The organism is Roseovarius tolerans (assembly GCF_028885395.1).
Classification (GTDB): Bacteria; Pseudomonadota; Alphaproteobacteria; order Rhodobacterales; family Rhodobacteraceae; genus Roseovarius; species Roseovarius tolerans.
In genome coordinates, this window is sequence record NZ_CP118494.1 from 2,290,515 (window position 1) to 2,311,221 (window position 20,707).

The 20,707-nt window shown below is 65.2% G+C and carries 19 protein-coding genes; 4 read left to right on the forward strand and 15 right to left on the reverse strand.

What is annotated here, in order from left to right:
- The first annotated feature begins 365 nt into the window (after window positions 1–365).
- The gene (locus PVU19_RS11315) at window positions 366–746 is read left to right on the forward strand and encodes a carboxymuconolactone decarboxylase family protein (RefSeq protein ID WP_050661197.1); all 381 of its coding nucleotides are present in this window, start codon (window positions 366–368) and stop codon (window positions 744–746) included.
- Between the two features lie 147 nt (window positions 747–893).
- Here PVU19_RS11315 and PVU19_RS11320 read toward each other — a convergent pair whose 3' ends face one another.
- Both PVU19_RS11320 and PVU19_RS11325 read right to left on the reverse strand, forming a co-directional pair.
- Entirely contained in the window at window positions 894–1,319 is a 426-nt protein-coding gene (locus PVU19_RS11320; RefSeq protein WP_050661198.1) for a GlcG/HbpS family heme-binding protein, read from the reverse strand.
- A gap of 14 nt (window positions 1,320–1,333) precedes the next feature.
- On the reverse strand, window positions 1,334–3,466 hold the full coding sequence (locus tag PVU19_RS11325; protein WP_050661199.1) for a malate synthase G: 2,133 nt from the start codon (window positions 3,464–3,466) through the stop codon (window positions 1,334–1,336).
- Between the two features lie 98 nt (window positions 3,467–3,564).
- Between PVU19_RS11325 and PVU19_RS11330 the strand changes: the two genes are divergently transcribed.
- Window positions 3,565–4,350, forward strand: coding sequence for an IclR family transcriptional regulator (locus PVU19_RS11330; RefSeq protein WP_050661200.1), 786 nt, complete (start codon window positions 3,565–3,567; stop codon window positions 4,348–4,350).
- A gap of 80 nt (window positions 4,351–4,430) precedes the next feature.
- A complete protein-coding gene (locus PVU19_RS11335) occupies window positions 4,431–5,909 on the forward strand; it encodes an ABC transporter substrate-binding protein (protein WP_050661201.1) in 1,479 nt (492 codons plus the stop codon).
- 10 nt (window positions 5,910–5,919) lie between these two features.
- Here PVU19_RS11335 and PVU19_RS11340 read toward each other — a convergent pair whose 3' ends face one another.
- Genes PVU19_RS11340 through PVU19_RS11365 form a run of 6 tightly spaced genes read right to left on the reverse strand, consistent with a single transcriptional unit; the run spans window position 5,920 to window position 11,566 of the window.
- Window positions 5,920–7,326, reverse strand: coding sequence for an FAD/NAD(P)-dependent oxidoreductase (locus PVU19_RS11340; protein ID WP_050661202.1), 1,407 nt, complete (start codon window positions 7,324–7,326; stop codon window positions 5,920–5,922).
- Window positions 7,313–7,615 carry a 2Fe-2S iron-sulfur cluster-binding protein gene (locus PVU19_RS11345; RefSeq protein ID WP_235575655.1) on the reverse strand — a complete coding sequence of 101 codons (303 nt, stop codon included), beginning with the start codon at window positions 7,613–7,615 and terminating at the stop codon, window positions 7,313–7,315. Before PVU19_RS11345 ends, PVU19_RS11340 begins: the two co-directional genes overlap by 14 nt.
- Window positions 7,596–8,690 (reverse strand): NAD(P)/FAD-dependent oxidoreductase, encoded by a 1,095-nt coding sequence (locus PVU19_RS11350; protein ID WP_050661204.1) that lies wholly within the window; start codon window positions 8,688–8,690, stop codon window positions 7,596–7,598. Before PVU19_RS11350 ends, PVU19_RS11345 begins: the two co-directional genes overlap by 20 nt.
- A gap of 58 nt (window positions 8,691–8,748) precedes the next feature.
- A complete protein-coding gene (gene dctP, locus PVU19_RS11355; protein WP_050661205.1) occupies window positions 8,749–9,747 on the reverse strand; it encodes a TRAP transporter substrate-binding protein DctP in 999 nt (332 codons plus the stop codon).
- Between the two features lie 41 nt (window positions 9,748–9,788).
- Window positions 9,789–11,099, reverse strand: a complete 1,311-nt coding sequence (locus tag PVU19_RS11360) for a TRAP transporter large permease (RefSeq protein ID WP_050661206.1) — start codon at window positions 11,097–11,099, stop codon at window positions 9,789–9,791.
- A complete protein-coding gene (locus PVU19_RS11365; RefSeq protein ID WP_050661207.1) occupies window positions 11,096–11,566 on the reverse strand; it encodes a TRAP transporter small permease in 471 nt (156 codons plus the stop codon). The genes PVU19_RS11360 and PVU19_RS11365 overlap by 4 nt, the downstream gene beginning before the upstream one ends.
- A 116-nt stretch (window positions 11,567–11,682) precedes the next feature.
- On the opposite strand from PVU19_RS11365, the gene PVU19_RS11370 reads away from it, so the two are divergent.
- Entirely contained in the window at window positions 11,683–12,618 is a 936-nt protein-coding gene (locus PVU19_RS11370; RefSeq protein ID WP_050661208.1) for a LysR family transcriptional regulator, read from the forward strand.
- A gap of 12 nt (window positions 12,619–12,630) precedes the next feature.
- Here PVU19_RS11370 and PVU19_RS11375 read toward each other — a convergent pair whose 3' ends face one another.
- From PVU19_RS11375 to PVU19_RS11405, 7 genes are all read right to left on the reverse strand, one after another.
- A complete protein-coding gene (locus tag PVU19_RS11375; RefSeq protein ID WP_050661209.1) occupies window positions 12,631–13,434 on the reverse strand; it encodes an XdhC family protein in 804 nt (267 codons plus the stop codon).
- A gap of 10 nt (window positions 13,435–13,444) precedes the next feature.
- Window positions 13,445–14,632 (reverse strand): vWA domain-containing protein, encoded by a 1,188-nt coding sequence (locus PVU19_RS11380; protein WP_050661210.1) that lies wholly within the window; start codon window positions 14,630–14,632, stop codon window positions 13,445–13,447.
- Window positions 14,632–15,501 carry an AAA family ATPase gene (locus PVU19_RS11385; protein WP_050661211.1) on the reverse strand — a complete coding sequence of 290 codons (870 nt, stop codon included), beginning with the start codon at window positions 15,499–15,501 and terminating at the stop codon, window positions 14,632–14,634. The genes PVU19_RS11380 and PVU19_RS11385 overlap by 1 nt, the downstream gene beginning before the upstream one ends.
- A 45-nt stretch (window positions 15,502–15,546) precedes the next feature.
- The gene (locus PVU19_RS11390; RefSeq protein WP_050661212.1) at window positions 15,547–17,967 is read right to left on the reverse strand and encodes an aerobic carbon-monoxide dehydrogenase large subunit; all 2,421 of its coding nucleotides are present in this window, start codon (window positions 17,965–17,967) and stop codon (window positions 15,547–15,549) included.
- Window positions 17,964–18,494: a (2Fe-2S)-binding protein gene (locus PVU19_RS11395; protein WP_050661213.1), complete on the reverse strand. Its 531-nt coding sequence runs from the start codon at window positions 18,492–18,494 to the stop codon at window positions 17,964–17,966. Before PVU19_RS11395 ends, PVU19_RS11390 begins: the two co-directional genes overlap by 4 nt.
- Window positions 18,495–18,502: 8 nt before the next feature.
- On the reverse strand, window positions 18,503–19,336 hold the full coding sequence (locus PVU19_RS11400; RefSeq protein WP_050661214.1) for an FAD binding domain-containing protein: 834 nt from the start codon (window positions 19,334–19,336) through the stop codon (window positions 18,503–18,505).
- 135 nt (window positions 19,337–19,471) lie between these two features.
- Complete coding sequence (locus tag PVU19_RS11405; protein WP_050661288.1) at window positions 19,472–20,545, reverse strand: MHYT domain-containing protein; 1,074 nt, start codon at window positions 20,543–20,545, stop codon at window positions 19,472–19,474.
- Window positions 20,546–20,707 lie beyond the last annotated feature (162 nt).

Here is a 20,707-nt window from a genome sequence, read left to right on the forward strand (position 1 = left end):
CCAACCAACGGCGTGTCCAGGGCGCCCGTTCCCGCGCGAGGGTCGTCCCTGTATCAGACTGGCGCGGAAGCAGGCCACCTATCGCCTCAGGCACCGTATAGAGCAGCGGCGCAAATCCGCAGGTCCGGCACAAGCGACGTGCCGCCACGCTCATCTGGCAGTCACCTGACGGGTCAGACCCTCGCCCGTCAGCGGCACCGACAGAATACCGACGCAATACCGACCATTTACCGACGCTCCGAAAGGGCGTTCCGCGACCGGCAAGCCTCGCTTACAGGAATCGCTTTGGCCATCGCCGCATCTCGCCTATCACCGTCGTCAGACCCCGCCCTTTTTGGCGGTGGACGACAGCCAAGGAGACACAGATGAGCCTGTTCGACGAAGACCTGTTCCTCAAGGGACTGGAGCAGCGCAAGGCCACGCTCGGGGCCGAGTATGTGGAGCAAAACCTCGCCGCAGCGGATGACTTCACCCGCCCTTTTCAGCAGGCAATGACTGCATGGTGCTGGGGCTTCGGCTGGGGCGACGAGGTGATCGACGCCAAGACCCGCAGCATGATGAACCTCGCGATGATCGGCGCTCTCGGCAAGATGCAGGAATGGGAAACCCACTGCCGCGGCGCGCGGCGCAATGGCGTGACCCAGGAGGAACTGCGCGCCATCATCCACGTCATCGGCATCTATTGCGGCGTGCCGCAGGCGCTGGAATGCTTCCGCGCAGCCCGCAAGGTGCTGGACGCGGAATGAGATGCAGTAGCGACGCCTTCATCAATGCCTTCAAGGAGTTACGCCTTGAAGATATGGTCGGGAGCAACCGCCGGATGCAGCAGACCCCGACCAATGCATATACTGGCGAGCCCTGCGCCCGCCGGATCGTCAGCCCATTCGGATCGCTTAGCCCTGCGCCGCAAGGAACACGTCAATCCCCGCCTGCGCGACCTCGCGGTCCTGCGCGGGGGTGCCGGAACTGACGCCGATGCCCCCCACCACGTCGCCGTCAACCACGACCGGCAAGCCTCCACCCACCACCATCAGCCGTCCGCCGATCGCCGAGGCGATGCCATAGACCGGCTTGCCGGGCTGGCTGACCTCGCCATATTCATGCGTGGCCTTCTTGGCGCCCGCTGCGGTGAACGCCTTGTCGATGGCGATGGTGATCGAGGTCACCTTGCCGCCATCCATCCGCTCAAAGGCCACGAGGTTGCCGCCTTCGTCGGTGATGGCGATGCACATCGGCACACCGATCCCGGCAGCCTTGGCGCGGGCGCCGTCCAGAAGGACACCCGCATCGGCCAGATCGAGCCGTTTCACTGTCATCATCGTTTGGACCCTCCTCAGGCCGCCTTGGCGCGGCAACGCGCGGCATGCAACAGCGGCTCGGTGTAGCCCGAGGGCTGCTCCGTACCCTTGAATATGAGGTCATGCGCCGCCTTGAATGCCACCCCGTCGAAACCGGGGGCCATGGGCCGGTAAGCCGGATCATGGGCGTTCTGCGCATCCACCTTGGGGGCCATCCGGCGCAGCGATGCCTCAACCTCCTCGGCTGTGCATATGCCGTGCAGCAGCCAGTTGGCAAGGTATTGCGAGGAAATGCGCAGCGTCGCGCGATCCTCCATCAGCGCCACATCATTGATATCGGGCACCTTGGAACAGCCCACGCCCTGATCGACCCACCGGACCACATAGCCCAGGATCGACTGGCAGGAATTGTCCAATTCGCGCTGTACGTCCTCTCCCGAGAGGTTGCGCCCGATCATCAGAGGCGGCGTCAGCAGTGCGTCGCGCGACGCCGTTTCACGGGTCTTCATCTCGTCCTGCACCGCCGCCACATCGACGCGGTGGTAATGCGTGGCGTGCAGCGTCGCCGCCGTTGGCGATGGCACCCATGCGGTGTTGGCGCCGGCCTTGGGGTGGCCGATCTTGACGTTCAGCATCTCAGCCATCGCGTCGGGCTTGGCCCACATCCCCTTGCCGATCTGGCCCTTGCCGGACATGCCGGCCGTCAACCCGGCATCGACATTGCCTGCCTCATAGGCGGCCAGCCATGCCTCCTTCTGCATCTCGCCCTTGGGCACCACTGGCCCGGCCTGCATCGAGGTGTGGATCTCGTCGCCGGTGCGGTCCAGGAAACCGGTGTTGATGAATACACAGCGATCCTTGACCGCCTTGATGCAGGCCAGCAGGTTCGCCGACGTGCGGCGCTCCTCATCCATCACGCCCAGCTTGACGGTGTTGCGCGGCAGACCAAGCATATCCTCGACCCGGCCATAGAGCGTATCGGCGAACGCCACTTCCTCAGGGCCATGCATCTTGGGCTTGACCACATAGACCGATCCGGCGCGTGAATTGCGCGGCCCGTCTTTCTTCAGATCATGCATCGCGGCGGCGACGGTCACGGCGGCATCAAGCATGCCCTCGGGTGTCTCCGCCCCGTCCATCAACACCGCATCGGTGGTCATCAGATGCCCCACATTGCGCACCAGCATCAGAGCGCGCCCGGGATGCGTCACGGCATGTCCCTGCGGGTCGAGATAGCTGACATCCGGGTTCAGGCGGCGGATGATCTGCTTGCCCTCTTTCTCGACCGTCTCTTCCAGATCACCCCGCATCAGGCCCAGCCAGTTGGCATAGACCACGCACTTATCCTCGGCATCCACGGCGGCGACCGAATCCTCGCAATCCTGAATCGCGGTCAGCGCGCTTTCCAGCCGGATATCGGCAATCCCCGCCGGGTCGTCCTTGCCAATGGCCGAGGCGCGGTCGATCACCACCTCGATCAGCAGACCATGCGCCCGCAGGAAGATGTTGCCGCCCTCGGTATACCCCGCGAATTGCTCTGCATCTGCAAGGGTGGTCTCGGTCTCGCCTACGGTCACGCAAAGCCCGCCATACCGCACCGCAAGTGCGCGCACATCGGCCCAGCTTGCCTGCGCCAGCGGTGTCACATCGTCTAGATGGGCGCGCGCCCAGGCGATCACCTGCGCCCCGCGCGCGGCGTCATAGCCCGCACCTTGCGGCTGACCCTCGATCGCGTCCGTGCCGTAGAGCGCATCATAGAGCGACCCCCACCGCGCATTGGCGGCATTCAGCGCGAAGCGCGCGTTCATCACCGGCACCACAAGCTGCGGCCCGGCAATGCTGGCGATCTCGGGATCGACATTCTGGGTGGTCATCGCAAACGGGCCAGGCTCCGGCTCCAAATACCCGATCTCGGCCAGAAAAGCGCGATACGCCTCGCCGTCGAACGGCTGGCCCCGGCGCGCGATGTGCCAGTCGTCGATCCTGCCTTGCAACTCGGTGCGCCGTGCCAGCAGATCCGCGTTCAGCGGGGCCAGATCGCGCAACAGCGCCGCATAGCCGGACCAGAACTGATCCGGCGAAACCCCAGTCAGGACGTCATTCTCGATGAGGGCTGCAAGCGGTTCGGCCACAGACAGCCCGTGGCGGTCTACGTATTGGGTGGTCATATCGGGTCTCCATTTGATTGGGCGGAGGGCTAGCGCAAGGGGTTGAAAATTGTAACAAGCGGGAAAATGTTTTCCATTGTATGGAAAGGTATACCGCAATGGCCGATCCGAAACCCGACGGCGTGCAATCGGTGCAGCGGGCGCTTGGCCTGTTGCGGCTGCTTAGCCAGCATGACGAGGGCATGCGGGTGAGCGACATCGCGCGCGCGGCGGGGTTGGCGCTCTCGACCACGCACCGGCTGCTGACCACGCTCGAAATCTCAGATTTCGTGCAGTTTGAGCCGGACCGCGCCCTTTGGCATGTGGGCCGCGAGGCGTTCAGCGTCGGTGCGGCATTCGGGCGGCGGCATAATTTCGTGGCCCCCGCGCTGCCCCTTCTGCGGCGGCTGCGCGATGCCACCCGCGAGACCGCAAATCTCGGGCTGCTCGACCGCGACGAGCTGATCACCCTGAGCCAGGCCGGCAGCCGCGAGATCATGCGCGCCATTTCCGCCCCCGGCGGGCGGGTCCCGGCGTTCTGCTCGGGCATGGGCAAGGCGATCCTCGCCACCTGGAGCGATGCCGATATCGCCGCCTTCGTCGCGCGCACCGGGTTTCGCCCCCTGACCGGCCGCTCGCATCGCAGCCTCGACACGGCGATGGCCGATATCGCGCGAATTCGCGCAACCGGCTATGCGCTCGACGATCAGGAACATGTGGCCGGGCTGCGCTGCGTCGCCGCCGTGGTCTGGTCGGCGCAGGGCGAGGCCGTCTGCGCGATCTCGATCTCCGGCGTGGCCACCCGCCTGCCCGACAACAAGATCGAGGCCGTCGGCCGCACCGTATGCCGCGCGGCAGATGAACTGACGACGCGTCTCGGCGGCGCGCCACCGCGGGAAACGTGATCGTCCAACTCTGGCGAAAGGTTTGCATTTGCACGCGCACCTGCCAAGAATGGCCGCGACGACACGGAGACGCCCACCCGATGCGCAGCCTGATCCTTGCCACCCTCGTCGCACTCTGCGCGAGCCTGACACATGCCGCGCCCACCGGCACCTTCCGGCATGCCCATAATGTCGGTTTCGGCGCGCAATCGAGCCTCGATCCAGCCTCCAAGGGCCGCGTGCTCCAGATCATCGAGAAAATCCAGAGCCGCCTCGTCCGCCCGGGGCGCAGCGGCAAGCCCGAACCCGATCTCGCGACCGCTTGGGAACCCAACGACGACGGCACCGTCTGGACCTTTCACATCCGCGACGGGGTGCGTTTTCACGATGGCAGCGCGCTCGATGCAGGCGACGTGGTCTACTCGATAAAGCGCGTGATCGACCCCGACTACGGCAGCCCCGCCCGCGCCGCCGTCAAGATGATCGAGCATATCGAGGCCACGGGCCCACTGACCGTGCGCATGCGGCTCGGCTCCACCTTCGCCGACCTGCCCCTGCAACTGATGGATCCGCGCCTGCGGATCATCCCCGAGGGTTCGGGCGAGACGGTGGATCAGACCGGCATCGGCACCGGGCCTTTCAAGGTTGAGAAATTCGACCCCGACGGCATCACCGTGCTGACCGCCTATGAGGGCTATTGGGAAGGCCCGCCCGCGCTGGCTCGGATCGAGGTCATCGGCGTGCCCGACGCGCAAGCGCGGCTTCAGGCGTTTCTCAGCGGGCAGTTGGACATGGAGCGTGGCATCGCGCCTGTCCTGCGCCGGGCGCTCGACAAGTCCTTGCGCTACCAGTTGCTGGAAATTCCCACCGGCAACTGGATGGGCCTCGCCTTTCGCACCGATATGGCCCCGTTCGACGATCCACGCGTGCGCCGCGCCCTGCGCCTCGTGGTGGATCGCGACGAGATGCTCGATCTGGCGCTTGACGGCGGCGGGGTGGTATCGTGCGATACGCCAGTCGCGCCCAATGACCAATACCGCGCCGAGATGCGCTGCCCGCCCGATCCCGAACGCGCCCGCGCGCTGCTGGCTGAGGCGGGCCATCCCGATGGGATCGACGTGGATATCTACGTCTCATCGCTCGATCCCAGCTGGCCGGTGATCGGCGTCGCCTATCAGGAGCAGGCCGCCGAGGCTGGCATTCGCGTCAACGTGGTCAACGCCGCCGCCGATGGCTACTGGTCCACGGTCTGGATGAAAAAGCCCGCCTTCACCACAAGCTGGGGCGAACGCCCCGCCGATCAGGCCCTCAATGAGGCGTTCCATTCCAGCGCCAAGTGGAACGAGAGCCACTATTCAAATCCCGAATTCGACCACTTGCTGGAAGCCGCCCGCGCCGAGTTGAATTTCGCCAAGCGCCGCGCGCTCTACATCAAGGCACAGGACTATCTCGCCAAGACCTCGGGCACGATGATCCCATTTCACGTCACCCAGCTTGTGGTGCTGTCGAACCGGGTGACGCACTTTGATCCCGTGCCCAACGACGCGCTGCGCTGGCATCTCGTGGCGGTGGTGGACTAGGCGCGCGCGCTCACTCCGCCGCCTTCTCCGTCTGTCCCGGCGCGCCCGCGTCCATCGCCGCCAATTCCGCCAGCGTCACCGGTTTCAGCGGCGGACGGATACGGTAATATCCCGTCTCGTCGGGCGTTTGCCCGTTCGCCTCGGCCAACAGGGCGGTGACGGTCAATCCGCAATAGCGCCCCTGGCACGGCCCCATTCCTGGGCGGCCAAAGGCTTTGGTCTGGTTCGGCCCCAGACAGCCAAGGCGCGCGTACCCCCGGATCGCCCCCGCCGTTACCTCTTCGCAGCGGCAGATGACGGTGGCGTCCTCGGGGGCCAATGCCTGCGCTGCCGGGGGATAAGCCGCGTCGAGAAAGGGCCGCGCCGCCATCTCTTGTCGTCTTGCGCGCAACAGTGGTGCCGCGCGCCGGTCACGGGTGGCGTGGTCGATATGACCCAACTCCCCGGCCACATGCAGCGCGGATAACTGCCCCGCGATCTCGGCCACCTTGGCCCCGCCGATGCCGCCCCCGTCACCCGCAATCAATACCCCGTCCACATCGCACTGCCCCCACTCATCAAGCGTGGGCGCGAAACACTGCTGCGCCGCGTCCCAGGCATGCGCCACATTAAGCGACCGCGCCGCTTGCGTGTTGGGCACCACCCCATGATGCAGGAACACCGTGTCGCACTCGATGCGATGCGCGCGGCCCCGACAGGTGAACGTGACCGCTTCGGCCTGCGCCTCGCCCTCGATCTTGATAGCCTGCGCGCCTGTATAACGTGGCACACGCGCGCGAATGATCTCGGCCATCAGGCCCAGCCCCTTGAGCAGATAGCGCCAGCCGCGCAGCGCACCGCCCAGATGCCGCGCCGCACGGATCAAGTCGCCGCGCGTCTGCGTTTCGATCAGCGCCAGCGGCGGCGTGCCCGCCCGCACCATCTGCGCGGCGATGAGGTAAAGGAGCGGGCCCGAGCCCACCAACACCGCGCGCCGCGCCAGTACCCCCGATTGCTTGAGCAGGATCTGCCCCGCGCCTGCGGTCATCACCCGCGGCAAGGTCCAGCCCTGCAACGGCATGGGCCGTTCCAGCGCGCCGGTCGCAAGCAGCACGCGGCCCGCCCCGATCTGCGCCGCCGCCCCGCCCTGGGTGTAGGAGATCCGGAACCCCTCCTCGATGGCCCAGACCACCGCCCCCGCCAGATGGGTGATGCCGCCCGCACGCAGCCCCGCCACCAGCGGCGCACCCTGGGTATAGTCTTTACCCAGAATACCGCTGCGCCGCCCCGCCGCGCGTTCCACATCGCGGTAAATCTGCCCGCCCGCGCGCGGCTGCTCGTCCAGCACGCAGACCGACAGCCCCGACTCCGCCGCAGTGGCTGCTGCCGCCATGCCTGCAGGCCCCGCGCCGATCACGGCCAGATCATAGCGTGTCATGCGCGTCCCCCTCATGCGGGCGGGCGATCTCCAGCCCCTCAACCACCTCCATCATGCAGGCCTGGCGCAGGGTGCCTTCAACCTCAATGAAGCAATCGAAACAGGCCCCCATCATGCAGTAGGGCGCACGCGGCGCGCCCGAGACCGGCGTGTGCCGCAGCACCGTCATCCCGGCGGCCAGCAAGGCAGCGGCCAGATTGGCCCCTTCGGGCAGCATCAGCGTCTCACCGGCAAAACGCACCGGCACCCGCACCGCCTCGGGGTCGAGTTCAAGAAAAGCGGGCTTCACCGAACACCTCCAGATCAGGCGCATCGTCCGTTCCCTCAAGCCAGTCGGGCAGGAAACGCGCATGCGCTGCGGCCAGCGTGATACCGCTGTGGCATGTTACGAGATAGGCACCGGGCATCTCGGCGCTTTCCTCGTAGATCGGCAGACCATCGGGCGAGAGCACACGCAAGGCCCCCCATGACCGGACCAGCTGCGCGCGCCCCAGAACCGGATAGGCCGCAATCGCCTCGGCGGCGAGACCGGAAAGCCCCGGCTGCGTCACGCCATCATCAAGCCCCACCTCCTCGTTGGTGGCCCCGATCTGAATACCGCCCTCATCCACCTGCCGCGCAATCAGCGAGGGCCGGTTGATGATCTTGGGCAGTTTCTCGGTAATCAGCACCTGCCCGCGCTGTGGCCGCACGGGGGCCTTGAAGCCCAGCTTCGGCCCCAGTTGCGCCGCCCCCAGCCCCGCCGAGAGCACCAGCTTGCCCGCCTCGACCACCGTCCCATCGGTGCAAGTCACGCGAAAACCGTCGGGTTTGGCCAGATCTGTCACCGTCTTGCCGGTCAGCACGCGGCCCCCCATCCGCCGCACATCGGCGGCAAGCGCCTGCAACAGGCGCAGCGGGTTGGCATGGCCATCCTGATGATGCAGGATCGCGCCTACGACGGATGCGCCGATATGCGGCTCTTCCTTGCGTAGGGCGTTGTGGCCGAGAACCTCGAACGGGTAGTCACCGTCCAGCTTGTCCTTGAGCGCCTCGTACTTTTCCACCGTCGCCTGCAGGCTCTCCTCGGAGAAGTGAAAATCATAGCCGCCTTTCTGCTCCAGCCCCAGATTCTGACCGGTGGCCTCGCCCAACTCGGCGGCGAAATCGCCCCAAGCGGCGGCGGATGTCTGTGACCATTGCGCATAGCGGGGCTGGTTCATGCCCTTGGATTGCACCCAGACCAGCCCGAAATTCCCCCGGCTGGCGCGGAACGATCCATCGTCGCCATCCAGTACCGTCACCCGCAGCCCGCGCCTGAGCAGGCCCCAGGCCACGGAGAGGCCGACGACGCCGCCGCCGATGATGACATAATCGCTGCTCATGGGTTCTTTCCCGGCTTGGGGTGACAGGGCGGCGCGAACCGCCCTGTCGTCTTTTGGCTCAGTTGCTTGCTGCCACCTTGTCGAGGATCGCCTGACCCCAGTCGGTGCCCACATCCTCCAGCACGGCGGGCCAGACATCGGCGCGCGCCTTGGCAGCCATGGCGGCAAGCTGATCATCGCTCAATTCAACGACGGTCGCGCCCAGATCATCGACCAGCCGCTGCTCGTTGCGCGCCTGATCAGCTTCGGCCACCTCCCAACGGGTCGCCTCGAACGACGCCGCCTGTTCCTTCAGCGCCGCCTGATCCTCGTCGGACAGCCCTGCAAGGCTCTCGTTCGAGATGATCATGTACCAGACCTCGAAATGGGTGTTGGCCGGAATGTAGGTCTTGGTCACGTCGCGGAACGAGGCATAATAGCCCTCGGCCCCCGACCCGATCACACCATCGACCACGCCGGTCTGCACGGCGGTGAACGCCTCGGAGAACGGGATCGGCGACGGGATGTAGCCAAGCGCCTCGCCGGTGAGCTGAAAGCTCTTGATGCCCGGCACCCGCACCTTGATGCCTTTTGCCTCGGGCGTCCCAACGCTCTCGGGCGCGGCCACGTTAAGCGAGATGCCCCCGAAATAAACCGGATAGGCGGCAAGCATGGTGATGTCCTGCTCGGCATAAAGCCCGGCCATCACCTCGCGCACCACGCCACCGGGGCCATAGACCGCACGGGCCTGCGCCCAGTTGCCCGCGAGATAGGGGAAAGAGCTGATCTGCATTCGCCGGTCTGCGGCGGTCGCGGCGGGCTGCGTCGCCATATCGACCGCCCCTACGCTCACGCGCTCCTGCACCGTGGTGTAATCGCCAAGCGCCGAGGCCGCGAAAATGTTGACACTCACATCGCCGCCGGTCGCCTCGCTGACAGCATCGGCAAACGCGTTGAGTTCGACGTCAATGGTCGCGCCCTGCGGGCGGACATGGCTCATCTTGAGATCCTGCGCCTCGGCCATGGGCGTGAGCGCCATGAGTGCGGCGGCAGCGGTGGCCAGCATGGTATGTTTCATTGGGGTAATCCTCCGTGTTGGTTTCTGGTTCAGGGTTTGCTTCAAGGGGCCACGTCATATCCAAAGAAACGTGGCAAGAAGAGCGACAGGTCCGGCCAGAGCGAGGTGAGAAACACCACCGGCACATAGCCGAAAAGAATGAGCTTCATCGCGGGCGGGATCACCTTGGTGACCTTCACCTTGCCGATCCGCGCCCCGAGATAGAGGATCGAGGCATAAGGCGGGGTCACCCCACCCATGGCGGTGTTGACCCCCATGATCGCGGCGAACTGCACCGGGCTCACCCCGATGGCGTTCATCAAGGGCAGCAGCAGCGGGGCGATCAGGATGATCGCGGTCACGTCATTGACCACCATGCCCACGAGAAAAAGCAGGATGTTGATCATGATCAGCAGCAGCACCTTGTTCTCGGTGATCGAGAAGATGCCCTGCACAAGCTGCTGCGGGATGCTCTCATAGACGAACATCTGGGATAGGATCATTGAGAACAGGATCATCATCATGATCGCGCCCACGGCGGTCGCGGCCTCGCGCCCTGCCGACAGGAAGTTCGACAATCTCAGCCCCTTGTAGATCAGAAAGCCCACGGGGACCGCATAGATCACCGCGACAGCAGCAGCCTCGGTGGGCGTCATGATCCCGCCATAGATGCCGCCGAGGATGATCACCGGCATCAGCAGCGCCGGAAACGCGTGAAACCCGCGCCGCGCCACCTCCCCCGACAACTCCGAGAACGACGGTTTGTCATCGAGCACGAGGTCGAACTTGCGGCTCATCACCAGGTTGATGATCGAGAACGCCACCATGATCAGCAGACCGGGGCCAAGCGTGGCAAGAAAACAGGCGAGGATCGAGGTATCCGTCACCCAGCCATAGACGATCATCGTGACCGAGGGCGGAATGAGTAGCCCGAGGATCGAGGAATTGGCGATCAGCGCGGTCGCGTATTCGCGCGGATAGCCGCGCTTTTCCATCTCGGGGATCAGCAGAGGGCCGATGGCGGCAATCCCCGTCAGGCCGGAGCCTGAAATCGCCCCGATCACCGCACAGGACACGGCGGCGACCACGCCCAAACCGCCCCGCACATGGCCGATGAACGCGTTGACAAAGCGCAACAGAGAGGCCGCGATCCCGCTTTCCGACATGATCGTTCCGGCCAGCACGAATAACGGAATGGCCAGCAGCACCGGATTGCCCATTTGCTGGAACCCCCAGAGCATCATGCCCTTCATCGTCACATCGCCGAGGAAATACATCACCATCAGCGCGGCCCCGAAACAGTAGGGCAAAGGCACTCCGAGCGTCAGCGTGATCACCAGCAGGGCAATGGCCAGAAGGGCGATCTCGATCATGACGGTGCTCCCTGGGACAGACGGCGGATATGCGTCACGAGATGTCCGGCGGTGTAGGCCATCATCAGCCCCAGCCCCACCAAGAGCGCGATATCGGAGTAGAAAGTCGGGATATAAAGCGTCGGGCTCTCGCGCCAGACACGCCAGGCATATTGCGTGTAATCCCAGGCCCAGCTGAGCAGCCACAACCCAACAATCAGGCTGATCACCTCGCCGACGATGGCAAGGATGGTATGCCCGCGCTCGGTTTTGACGAAGATTTCCAGCACATTCGCACGGATATGGGTGTTCTCGCGCGAGGCGTTGACCGAACCGAGGATATAGAGCCACAGCGTGGGATAGAGCATCGTCTCTTCCAGCCCCATCACCGGCACCTGCAGGACATAGCGCGTGATCACCTGCACGAACTGGCCAAGCGCCACCACGCAGATCAGCGCCGTGAGCAGGTATTTCGCGAATGTGTCCATGGCATCCCCCTTGCCCGTGTCTCTTCGCACCGGCTTTCAAACGATTACACTGGACAGGCAATATAAATTCAATTTGATTATATCTTTGAGTCCATCAATTCAGGTTATGGAGCAACATGCATCTCTCCCTGCGCCAACTCACCACCTTCCGCGAGGTCATGCGCTCCGGCTCGATCAGCCAGGCGGCGCGCAGCGTCGGACGAACGCAGCCCGCAGTCTCGACCATGATCCGCACGCTCGAGGACCAGCTGGGTTTCGCCCTCTTCATGCGCATGCAGGGCAAGCTGACCCCCACCCCCGAGGCGCATTTCTTTCTGGAGGAATGCGAGGATATCCTCGGGCGGGTCGAGCGCACCGAGCGCACCCTCAGCCGGATCAGCACCCTGCAATCGGGCAAGCTCAAGATCGCCAGCCACCCGGCCGCCTCCAGCGTGTTCCTGCCGCGCCTGCTGACGCGCTTCCTTCAGGACCGCGACGATCTCGAGCTGTCACTGATCATGCGCTCCTCGGACGTGATCGAGGACCTGATCGCCTCGCAGCAATACGATGTCGGCTTTGCCGAGACACCGGCTCCCCGGGCCTCCATCGCGCAGGTGGATTACGACCTCGAATGCGTCTGTGTGCTGCGCGCCGACGATCCGCTCGCACGCGCCCCTGTGATCACACCCGCCGATCTTGACGGGCGGCCCATGGCGGTGCTTTTTGACGCGCACAACACCGCGCTCCAGACCGAAGCCGCGTTCCGCGCGGCCGGGTGTCGCTTTAACAAGCGGCTCGAATTACGCACCTTCCTGCCGGGCCTGCAATTCGTGGCGGCAGGGGCCTGCACCATGGTTTGCGACCTGATCACCGCCTATAGTCATCTCCTGCAGGCACCGACCGATCACGCCCTTGCGATCCGCCGGTTCCGCCCCCGCATCTCGAACAGCGTGTCGATCCTGACACCGGGGTTCGCCACGCAATCCCTCGCCGCAAGCGCCTTCATCACCGATCTGCAGATGGCAGTGGATCAGGCCGCCCGCGCCGTCGAGACGGTGCTCGATACCAGCTAGGCGATGCATCGCTCAGCCGGATTGCCGCCCCGCCGGATGAACCGCATGTGCGTTCTTCCACGCCACGATCTCGGCCAGGATCGACAGCGCGATCTCGTGCGGATCGACCGCCCCGATATTCAGCCCCGCAGGCGATTTGAGCACCGCGAGCCGCGCCGCATCGACGCCCTGCACCGTCAGCTTGTCTCGTAATACATCGGCCTTGCGGCGGCTCGCGACCATCGCCACCCATCCCGCCTGCGTGGAGAGCGCCGCGCTCAGCGCCGCCATATCCCCTTTGCCCTGCGATGCGACGACCACGACATCGCGCGGCTCCAACGCAGGCATCTCCCCCTCTTCCAGCCGCGCAACCTCGGCCTGCCCGGCCTCGGCCCCCACCTCCATCATCACCCGAAACCCCATCAGGGCGGCATGTTCCGACAGCGCCCGCGCGATCGGGGTCGCGCCATAGATCATCAGGCAAGGGGCAGCGCGCCACGGCTCGATCAGCAGATCCACCGTGCCGCCCGAGGGGCAGCCGCTCTTGTAAAGCTGCATCTCGGCCTCGCAGCCCAAATCAACCACGTTTTCCGAGGGGCGCACCGAAATCAGACGCGGCGCGCCCGCACTCAACGCCTCGGTTGAGGCTGCACACACCGCGCGCTGCACGCAGGCCCCGCCCAGATGGCCGATGATCTTGCCCGCACCGGTGACCGCCGCCTTGGCCCCGGCCTTGGCCGAGGTCGCGTCGGCGGTGCGAATGACCGTCGCCACGCAAAAAGGCGCGCCCGCCCGGCGCAGCGTCTCGATCTCGTCATAGATATCGAACCCGGCCATCGGCCTCTCCTCAAATTCGCGCGAATTCCGCCTCCAGCTCCGCCAGTGCCGCAAGGCTTCCAGCAGGCAGATGCGCATCGAGATGGGGCCGCGCCGCCGCCATCGCCCGCGTCACCGGTTCATGCTCCTGCCAGCCACCCAAAGGATTGAGCCAGACAATCCGCCGCGCCTTGCGCCTCAGCCGCGCCAGCACTGCCGCCAGCGCCTCGGGCGACCTCGTGCAATAGCCATCCGACAGGATCAGCACCACGGTGCGCCCGCCCAAGGCCCGCGCGCCGTACCCGTCCAGAAACCGCTCCAGCGCGCCCGAGATATCCGTGCCGCCGCCAAACCCCTCGGCCATCAGCGACAGCCGGCTCACGGCACGCAAGCTATCGTGGTCGCGCAGCGCATCGGTCACCCGCATCAGCCTTGTGTGAAAGAGATAGGCATCGGTGCGCATATCCTGCCCCACCAACCCGCGCAAAAAGGCCAGGAACACCCGCGCATGCACGCTCATCGAGCCGCTGACATCGCAAAGTGCCACGATCCGCATCGGGCGCGGCGGGCGGCGGCGGTGATAGAGCTCCATCGGCTCGCCACCCCTCGCAAGGCTCGCACGCTGCACCCGGCGCAGGTCGAGCGGGCCACTGCGCCGCGCGCGCTTGCGTCGGCGCGAGGTGCGGTCCCGGATCGCACGGGCGAGGCTGGCCGCCACACGCTCGGCCTCGCGCAGGGTGCTCTCGTCCATCACCTCGCGCAGGTCACGGCGGCCCAATGCGTCGGTCCGCGTCGCCATCAGCCGCCCGTCGCGGCCCTCGGCCTCGTCCTCACCCGCGTCGGGCACATCGGCCTCGGTCTGATCCGGCACAGCGCCGCCCTGCTCCTCCAGATGGCTGTGCCACAGGACTGGGCGCGCCGATTGCACCCGCACATGGGTGTTGTCGGCACGGTCCTGCCGGGTGCGCCCGGCATTGAACCAGAACGCATCGAACAGATCGTCGAACCGCCGCCACTCCTCGGCATCGCGTGCCAACACGGCGGCGAGCGCCGCGCGTGCCTCATCAGGCACGCTTGCCTGCACCTGCGTCAAAGCCTCCAGCGCCGCCGCAGTATCGGGCGCGCCCACCTTCATCCCGTTACCCCGCAGATGCGCCACGAAATCCGCCATCCGGTCGGCCATGCCGCCCGCCCGCGCCGCAAAGCGGGTGACGCGCATCACGCCACCCGGCCAATCAGCCGGTCCATCACCTCGGGCGGCGCGGCATCGTGATCGGCGGCGGTTTTGAGCAGGCACACAAGCGTCGCCTGCACCGCCTCGGGCGATTGCGCAAGGTCGTTCACCCCCAGCCCCGACAGCGCCGCCGCCCAGTCGAGCATCTCGGCAACCCCCGGTACCTTCTCCAACTCTTCGCGCCGCAGCGCCTGCACGACGCCGACGATCTGCGCCGCCAGCCGCGCCTCCAGCCCCGGCATGCGCGCGCGTAGGATCGCCAGCTCCGTCTCACGCTCAGGAAAATCGAGATAGGAATAAAGACACCGCCGCCTGAGCGCATCCGACAGATCGCGCGTGCCATTGGCCGTCAGGATCACCACCGGGCGGGCGCGCGCGGAAATCGTGCCCAGTTCCGGGATGGTGATCTGAAAATCCGACAGCACCTCCAGCAGATAGGCCTCGAATTCCTCGTCGGCGCGGTCAATCTCATCGATCAGCAGCACCGGTGCCTGCTCTTGAGAAATCGCCTCCAGCAGGGGCCGCTTGAGCAGGTAGGTCTCCGAGAAAAGCGCCGCCTCGTCGACGCCGCCGCGCGCATCCGCCGCCCGAATGGCCAGCAATTGCCGCTGGTAATTCCATTCATAGATCGCCTGCGCGGCATCCAGCCCCTCGTAGCATTGCAACCGGATGAGCCGTGCTGCGCGCATGCCCGCCAAGGCCTTTGCCACCTCGGTCTTGCCCACGCCCGCCGGACCCTCCAGCAGCAGCGGACGCCCCATGCGCTCGGCCAGATGCAGCGCCATGGCCAGCCGCTCACCCGCGACATAGCCCTGCCCCGCCATCGCCTCCTGCACCTCGCGCCAGTCCTGCATGCCGTCCCGCTCTTTCACCTTTCCCGAAATACTCAGATCCCGCGCTCAGCCATGCAGACCCAGCTCATTCGCGATGCGCCAGATCCGCCAATGGTCATGCGGCATATGGCTCTGCGTCAGGCCGAAGGGCCGGAACGCATCATGCACCGCGTTGGAAAAGCACGGCACCGAACCGACATTTGGGCTCTCGCCCACGCCCTTGGCACCGATGGGATGATGCGGCGATGGGGTCACGGTGTGATCGGTGGTGTAATGCGGTGTCTCCCACGACGTGGGCAGGAAGAAATCCATCAGCGTGCCGGTCATCACGTTGCCCATCTCGTCATAGGCAATCTCCTGTCCCATGGCGATGGCATAGCCCTCAGTGGCACCGCCATGCACCTGACCCTCGATGATCATCGGATTGATCCGGGTGCCGCAATCGTCGAGCGCATAGAACTGCCGCACCTCGTGCTCTCCGGTATCGACGTCGAACTCCATCACGCAGATATAGGCGCCGAACGGGTAGGTCATGTTGGGCGGATCGTAGTAGCTCACCGCCTCCAGCCCCGGCTCCAGCCCCGGTATCGCCTGATTATAGGCGGCAAAGGCGATCTCCTTCATGCTCTTGAACCGCTCCGGCGCGCCCTTGACCACGAAACGGTCGACGTCGAATTCCACGTCATCGTCGTGGACTTCGAGCAGATAGGCCGCGATCATCTGCGCCTTGGCGCGGATCTTGCGCGCGGCCATGGCCGTCGCCGCCCCCGCAACGGGCGTCGAGCGCGAGCCATAGGTCCCAAGGCCATAAGGTGCCGTGTCGGTATCGCCCTCCTCCAGCGTGATGTCATCCGCCGGAATGCCGATCTCCGAGGCGATGATCTGCGCAAAGGTCGTGGCATGGCCCTGCCCCTGACTGATCGTACCAAGGCGTGCGATGGCGCTGCCGGTGGGGTGAATACGGATCTCGCAACTGTCGAACATGCCGAGCCCGAGGATATCGCAGTTCTTCACCGGCCCCGCGCCGACGATCTCGGTAAAATGCGTGAGGCCGATGCCGATCAGCTTGCGAGTTTTCCCGGCCTTGAAATCCTCCAGCCGCTGCGCCTGTTCGGCGCGCAGACCGTCGTAATTCACAGCCTTCAGCGCCTTTTCCCACGCCGTGTGATAATCGCCGCTGTCATATTCCCAGCCAAGGGCCGACTGATAGGGGAACTGATCGGCACGGATGAAGTTGATCCGCCGCAACTCGGCGGCATCCATCCCCAGCTTGATCGCCAGAACCTCGATCATCCGTTCGATGAAATAGGCGGCCTCGGTCACGCGGAACGAACAGCGGTAGGCCACGCCCCCCGGTGCTTTGTTGGTATAAACGCCATCGACCGCCAGATAGGCCACCGGAATGTCATAGCTGCCGGTGCAGATATTCATGAACCCCGCCGGAAACTTGGTCGGATCGGCACAGGCATCGAAGCCGCCGTGATCGGCGGTGGTGTGACACCAGAGCCCGGTGATCCGGCCCTCTTTCGTCGCCGCGATCTTGCCCTGCATCCAGTAGTCGCGGGCAAAGGCGGTGGTCATCAGGTTGTCCATCCGGTCCTCGACCCATTTGACCGGCTTGCCGGTCACGATCGAGGCCACGACCGAACAGACATAGCCCGGATAGACACCCACCTTATTGCCGAATCCGCCGCCGATATCGGGCGAGATGATGCGGATATTATGCTCGGCGATGCCCGAGATCAGCGACACCACCGTGCGGATCGCATGCGGCGCCTGAAATGTACCCCAGACGGTCAGCTTGCCGGTGACCTTGTCCATGCTCGCGACACAGCCGCAGGTCTCCAGCGGGCAAGGATGGGTGCGGTGGTAATAGACCATCTCCTCGGCAACCACATCGGCCTCCGACAGCACCGCCTCGGTGGCGTCCTTGTCGCCCTGTTCCCATGTGAAGATATGGTTGTGATGGCGGCGCGGCCCATGCGCGCCCTCGGTCTGACCCTCCAGATCCTCGCGCAGCACCGGCGCGTCCGGCTCCAGCGCCTTGAACGGGTCGACCACGACGGGCAGTTCTTCGTATTCGACCTCGACCAGTTCCACCGCATCGGCGGCAATATAGCGGTCTTCGGCCACGACAAAGGCCACCTCCTGCCCCTGGTAGAGCACCTTGCCATCCGCGAGAACCATCTGCTTGTCGCCCGCCAGCGTCGGCATCCAATGCAGGCCCAACGGCTCCAGATCGGCGGCGGTCAGCACAGCGATCACGCCCGGCACGGCCTTCGCAGCCTCGGCATCAATCCGGGTGACGCGCGCATGGGCATAGGGCGAGCGGACGAAATCACCGAACAGCATACCGTCCATCCGGATATCGTCCACGTAATTGCCCCTGCCTTGGGTAAACCGGACGTCCTCGACGCGCTTGCGCGAGGTGCCCATACCCTTGAGACTTGCGCTGCGGTCTTCGGGGGTTGCGACGTCGTCCTTCATTCCGCGGCCTTCACTTTTTCATGCCCTACCGCTTCGCTGCTTGATGGCGGGGCATTCAATTTCCCGGCCGAGGCAAGGATCGCCTTGACGATGTTCTGATAGCCGGTGCAGCGGCACAGGTTCCCTGCCATGCCGAACCGCACCTCCTCCTCGGTCGGCGTCGGGTTCTCCTGCAACAGGCGATGCGCGCGGGTAATCATCCCCGGCGTGCAAAAGCCGCATTGCAGCCCGTGATGCTCGCGGAACATCTCCTGTATCACACCAAGGCTGCCATCCTCGTTCACCAACCCCTCGACTGTGGTGATCTCGGCCCCGTCGGCCTGCGCCACGAAGACGGTGCAGGATTTGACCGACCTGCCATTCATGTCCACGGTGCAGGCCCCGCAATGGCTGGTCTCGCAGCCGATATGCGGGCCGGTGATGCGCAGGTTTTCGCGCAGAAAATGGATGAGCAGCGTGCGCGGCTCCGACAGCCCCTCGACCGCGCGCCCGTTGACGTTCAGTTTCACATGCATTTTCGTCATCATCCCCTCCCTCAACCGGCGCGCTGTTGCGCCCGCGCGATGGCACGCCGCAGGATCACGCCCGCCACGTGTTTCTTGAATGCCACCGGGCCGCGATTGTCGGCCATCGGGTCGATCGCGCCCAGCATGGCGGCGACCGCTCCCTCGACATCGCCGTCAGCCAATGCGGTGCCCGCGTCCTCGGACCAGATCGGGGTATCCGCCAGATTGGTCATCGCAACCGAGGCCGTGCCATGGCCGATCAGCACCGCCGCCGCCGCCGTGGCATAGTCGCCGATCTTGCGTTTCTGTTTTTCATAGGCATAGCCGTTGCCCGGTGCGGGCAGCGGGATACGGATTTGCGTGAGAATCTCCTCGTCCCCCCGCGCGGTGAAATAGGCCGCCTCATAGAACGCGCGCGCGGCCACCTCGCGGGTGCCCTCCGGCCCCACCAACTCGAACCGCGCATCCACGCATTGCATCAGCCCCGGCATGTCATTGCCCGGATCGCCATTGGCGACATTGCCGCCGACCGTGCCCAGATAGCGCACCTGCGGATCGGCGATCTGCAACGCCGCTTCGCGCAGGATCGGCAGCGCCGTGCCCAGCCCCTCATGGGTGATCATCTCATGCTGCGTGACCATCGCGGCGATGCGCACCTCTCCCCCGGCGATCTCGATGCCGCGCAGATCGTCGATGGCCTGCAAATCCACCAGATGCGCCAGATCGGCCATGCGCAGCTTCATCATCGGAATGAGGCTGTGACCGCCCGCAATCACCCGCGCCTCGTCACCATGCTGCTGCAAAATCCCGATGGCCGACGCGATATCGGTCGGCCGGTGATACTCGAACCCGGCTGGTATCATGTGTTGTCCTCCCTGCGACCCGTCCTCCCCGACTGGCCATGGGCATCAAGCGCCGCCTTCTGCTCACGCTCAAATCACGCGGAACAATCCGCGCTGTTCATTTCACGAAATGCGAATTACCCGCACGAACTGCGATCAGAGGCTCAATGCCTCGCGGATCGCCGTCAGGCGCGAGCGGCTGACCGGCACCTTGGAGAGCGCGGGCACAGCCTCAAAATAGCACGTGCCGTTATCCTTGTGCCGCTCGAACCGCGAGACATGCGCCGGATTGACCAGGTAACTGCGATGCACGCGCAGGAACCCTGACGGGACCAGCCGCGCCTCGGCCTCGGTGATCGACCAGGGGCAAAAGAGCTTGTCCTCGCCCTGATAGAGCACCGTGTAATGCCCCTCCGCGCGGATCGCGGCCACGGCGGCGGCATCGGCGAAATGGGTCTGCCCCTCGCGCTCATAGGGCAGGCGCGCGGGCCGCGACGCAGGCACCGGCACGGGGGGCGCCTCGGCGGGTTTCAGGAACGTCACCCCGGTCAATAGGAACGCAGCGCAAATCAGGAACACCGACACCGTGACGCCCATGGCGAGAATGCGATTGTCAAGCACCGGCCCTGCCCCGCCCGCCTGATCCGTTGCAACAAAGCCGGTGAGCGCGATGGCCACGAAGTGCACCGCAAAGACCGCGCTGCCAAAGCAGGCCGTGCCCAGCAGGATGTTGCGATGCGTGCGCGCGTCATAGGCCACCCAGATCGCCAATGATGACAGGATCACCGAGGCCAGCGTCGCGCTCATCACCTGCACCGGCCCCGACACCGCGCGGCACATCTGCATCCCCGCCATGCCGATGTAATGCATGACCACGATGCCAAGCCCCACGATCACCCCCGCTCCGAGGATCACGCGCGGCGTGCGCCTGCGGAAATGCAACAGCAGCAGCGCCAGACCGACCATCAGGATCGCCACCAAGGCCGAAATCAGCGTTATCAGCGCATCGTAATAATAAAGAATCGGCAGTTGCAGCCCAAGCATGGCCACGAAATGCATCGACCAGATGCCGCCGCCCAGCACCACGGCCGCCAGCGCCACCACCAGCTTGCGCCGTCCGTCGTCGAGATGCGACGCGCCGCGTGTCAGCGACAGCCCGGTGAACCCGGCCATCAGCGCCACGGCGAGCGACGCGGCCACCAGCCACGGATTATGCGAATAGTCCAGCACCTGCGTGATCCCCCGGCCCTGCAGGCAAAGCCTAGCAAGGCGCGGCGGCACACGCAATTTTATCACGCATGAGGCGCGGGAATGTGAGGGGTGCGCGAATGAACCCAATGGGGCGATAAGCGGCCTGAAGCGGACGTTTGATTGCCACCCGCGCGCAACGCG

Coding starts and splice junctions, on each gene's coding strand:
- PVU19_RS11315 (WP_050661197.1), top strand. CDS start 366: ATGAGCCTGTTCGACGAAGACCTGTTCCTCAAGGGACTGGAGCAGCGC.
- PVU19_RS11320 (WP_050661198.1), bottom strand. CDS start 1,319: ATGATGACAGTGAAACGGCTCGATCTGGCCGATGCGGGTGTCCTTCTG.
- PVU19_RS11325 (WP_050661199.1), bottom strand. CDS start 3,466: ATGACCACCCAATACGTAGACCGCCACGGGCTGTCTGTGGCCGAACCG.
- PVU19_RS11330 (WP_050661200.1), top strand. CDS start 3,565: ATGGCCGATCCGAAACCCGACGGCGTGCAATCGGTGCAGCGGGCGCTT.
- PVU19_RS11335 (WP_050661201.1), top strand. CDS start 4,431: ATGCGCAGCCTGATCCTTGCCACCCTCGTCGCACTCTGCGCGAGCCTG.
- PVU19_RS11340 (WP_050661202.1), bottom strand. CDS start 7,326: ATGACACGCTATGATCTGGCCGTGATCGGCGCGGGGCCTGCAGGCATG.
- PVU19_RS11350 (WP_050661204.1), bottom strand. CDS start 8,690: ATGAGCAGCGATTATGTCATCATCGGCGGCGGCGTCGTCGGCCTCTCC.
- dctP (WP_050661205.1), bottom strand. CDS start 9,747: ATGAAACATACCATGCTGGCCACCGCTGCCGCCGCACTCATGGCGCTC.
- PVU19_RS11360 (WP_050661206.1), bottom strand. CDS start 11,099: ATGATCGAGATCGCCCTTCTGGCCATTGCCCTGCTGGTGATCACGCTG.
- PVU19_RS11365 (WP_050661207.1), bottom strand. CDS start 11,566: ATGGACACATTCGCGAAATACCTGCTCACGGCGCTGATCTGCGTGGTG.
- PVU19_RS11370 (WP_050661208.1), top strand. CDS start 11,683: ATGCATCTCTCCCTGCGCCAACTCACCACCTTCCGCGAGGTCATGCGC.
- PVU19_RS11375 (WP_050661209.1), bottom strand. CDS start 13,434: ATGGCCGGGTTCGATATCTATGACGAGATCGAGACGCTGCGCCGGGCG.
- PVU19_RS11380 (WP_050661210.1), bottom strand. CDS start 14,632: ATGCGCGTCACCCGCTTTGCGGCGCGGGCGGGCGGCATGGCCGACCGG.
- PVU19_RS11385 (WP_050661211.1), bottom strand. CDS start 15,501: ATGCAGGACTGGCGCGAGGTGCAGGAGGCGATGGCGGGGCAGGGCTAT.
- PVU19_RS11390 (WP_050661212.1), bottom strand. CDS start 17,967: ATGAAGGACGACGTCGCAACCCCCGAAGACCGCAGCGCAAGTCTCAAG.
- PVU19_RS11395 (WP_050661213.1), bottom strand. CDS start 18,494: ATGATGACGAAAATGCATGTGAAACTGAACGTCAACGGGCGCGCGGTC.
- PVU19_RS11400 (WP_050661214.1), bottom strand. CDS start 19,336: ATGATACCAGCCGGGTTCGAGTATCACCGGCCGACCGATATCGCGTCG.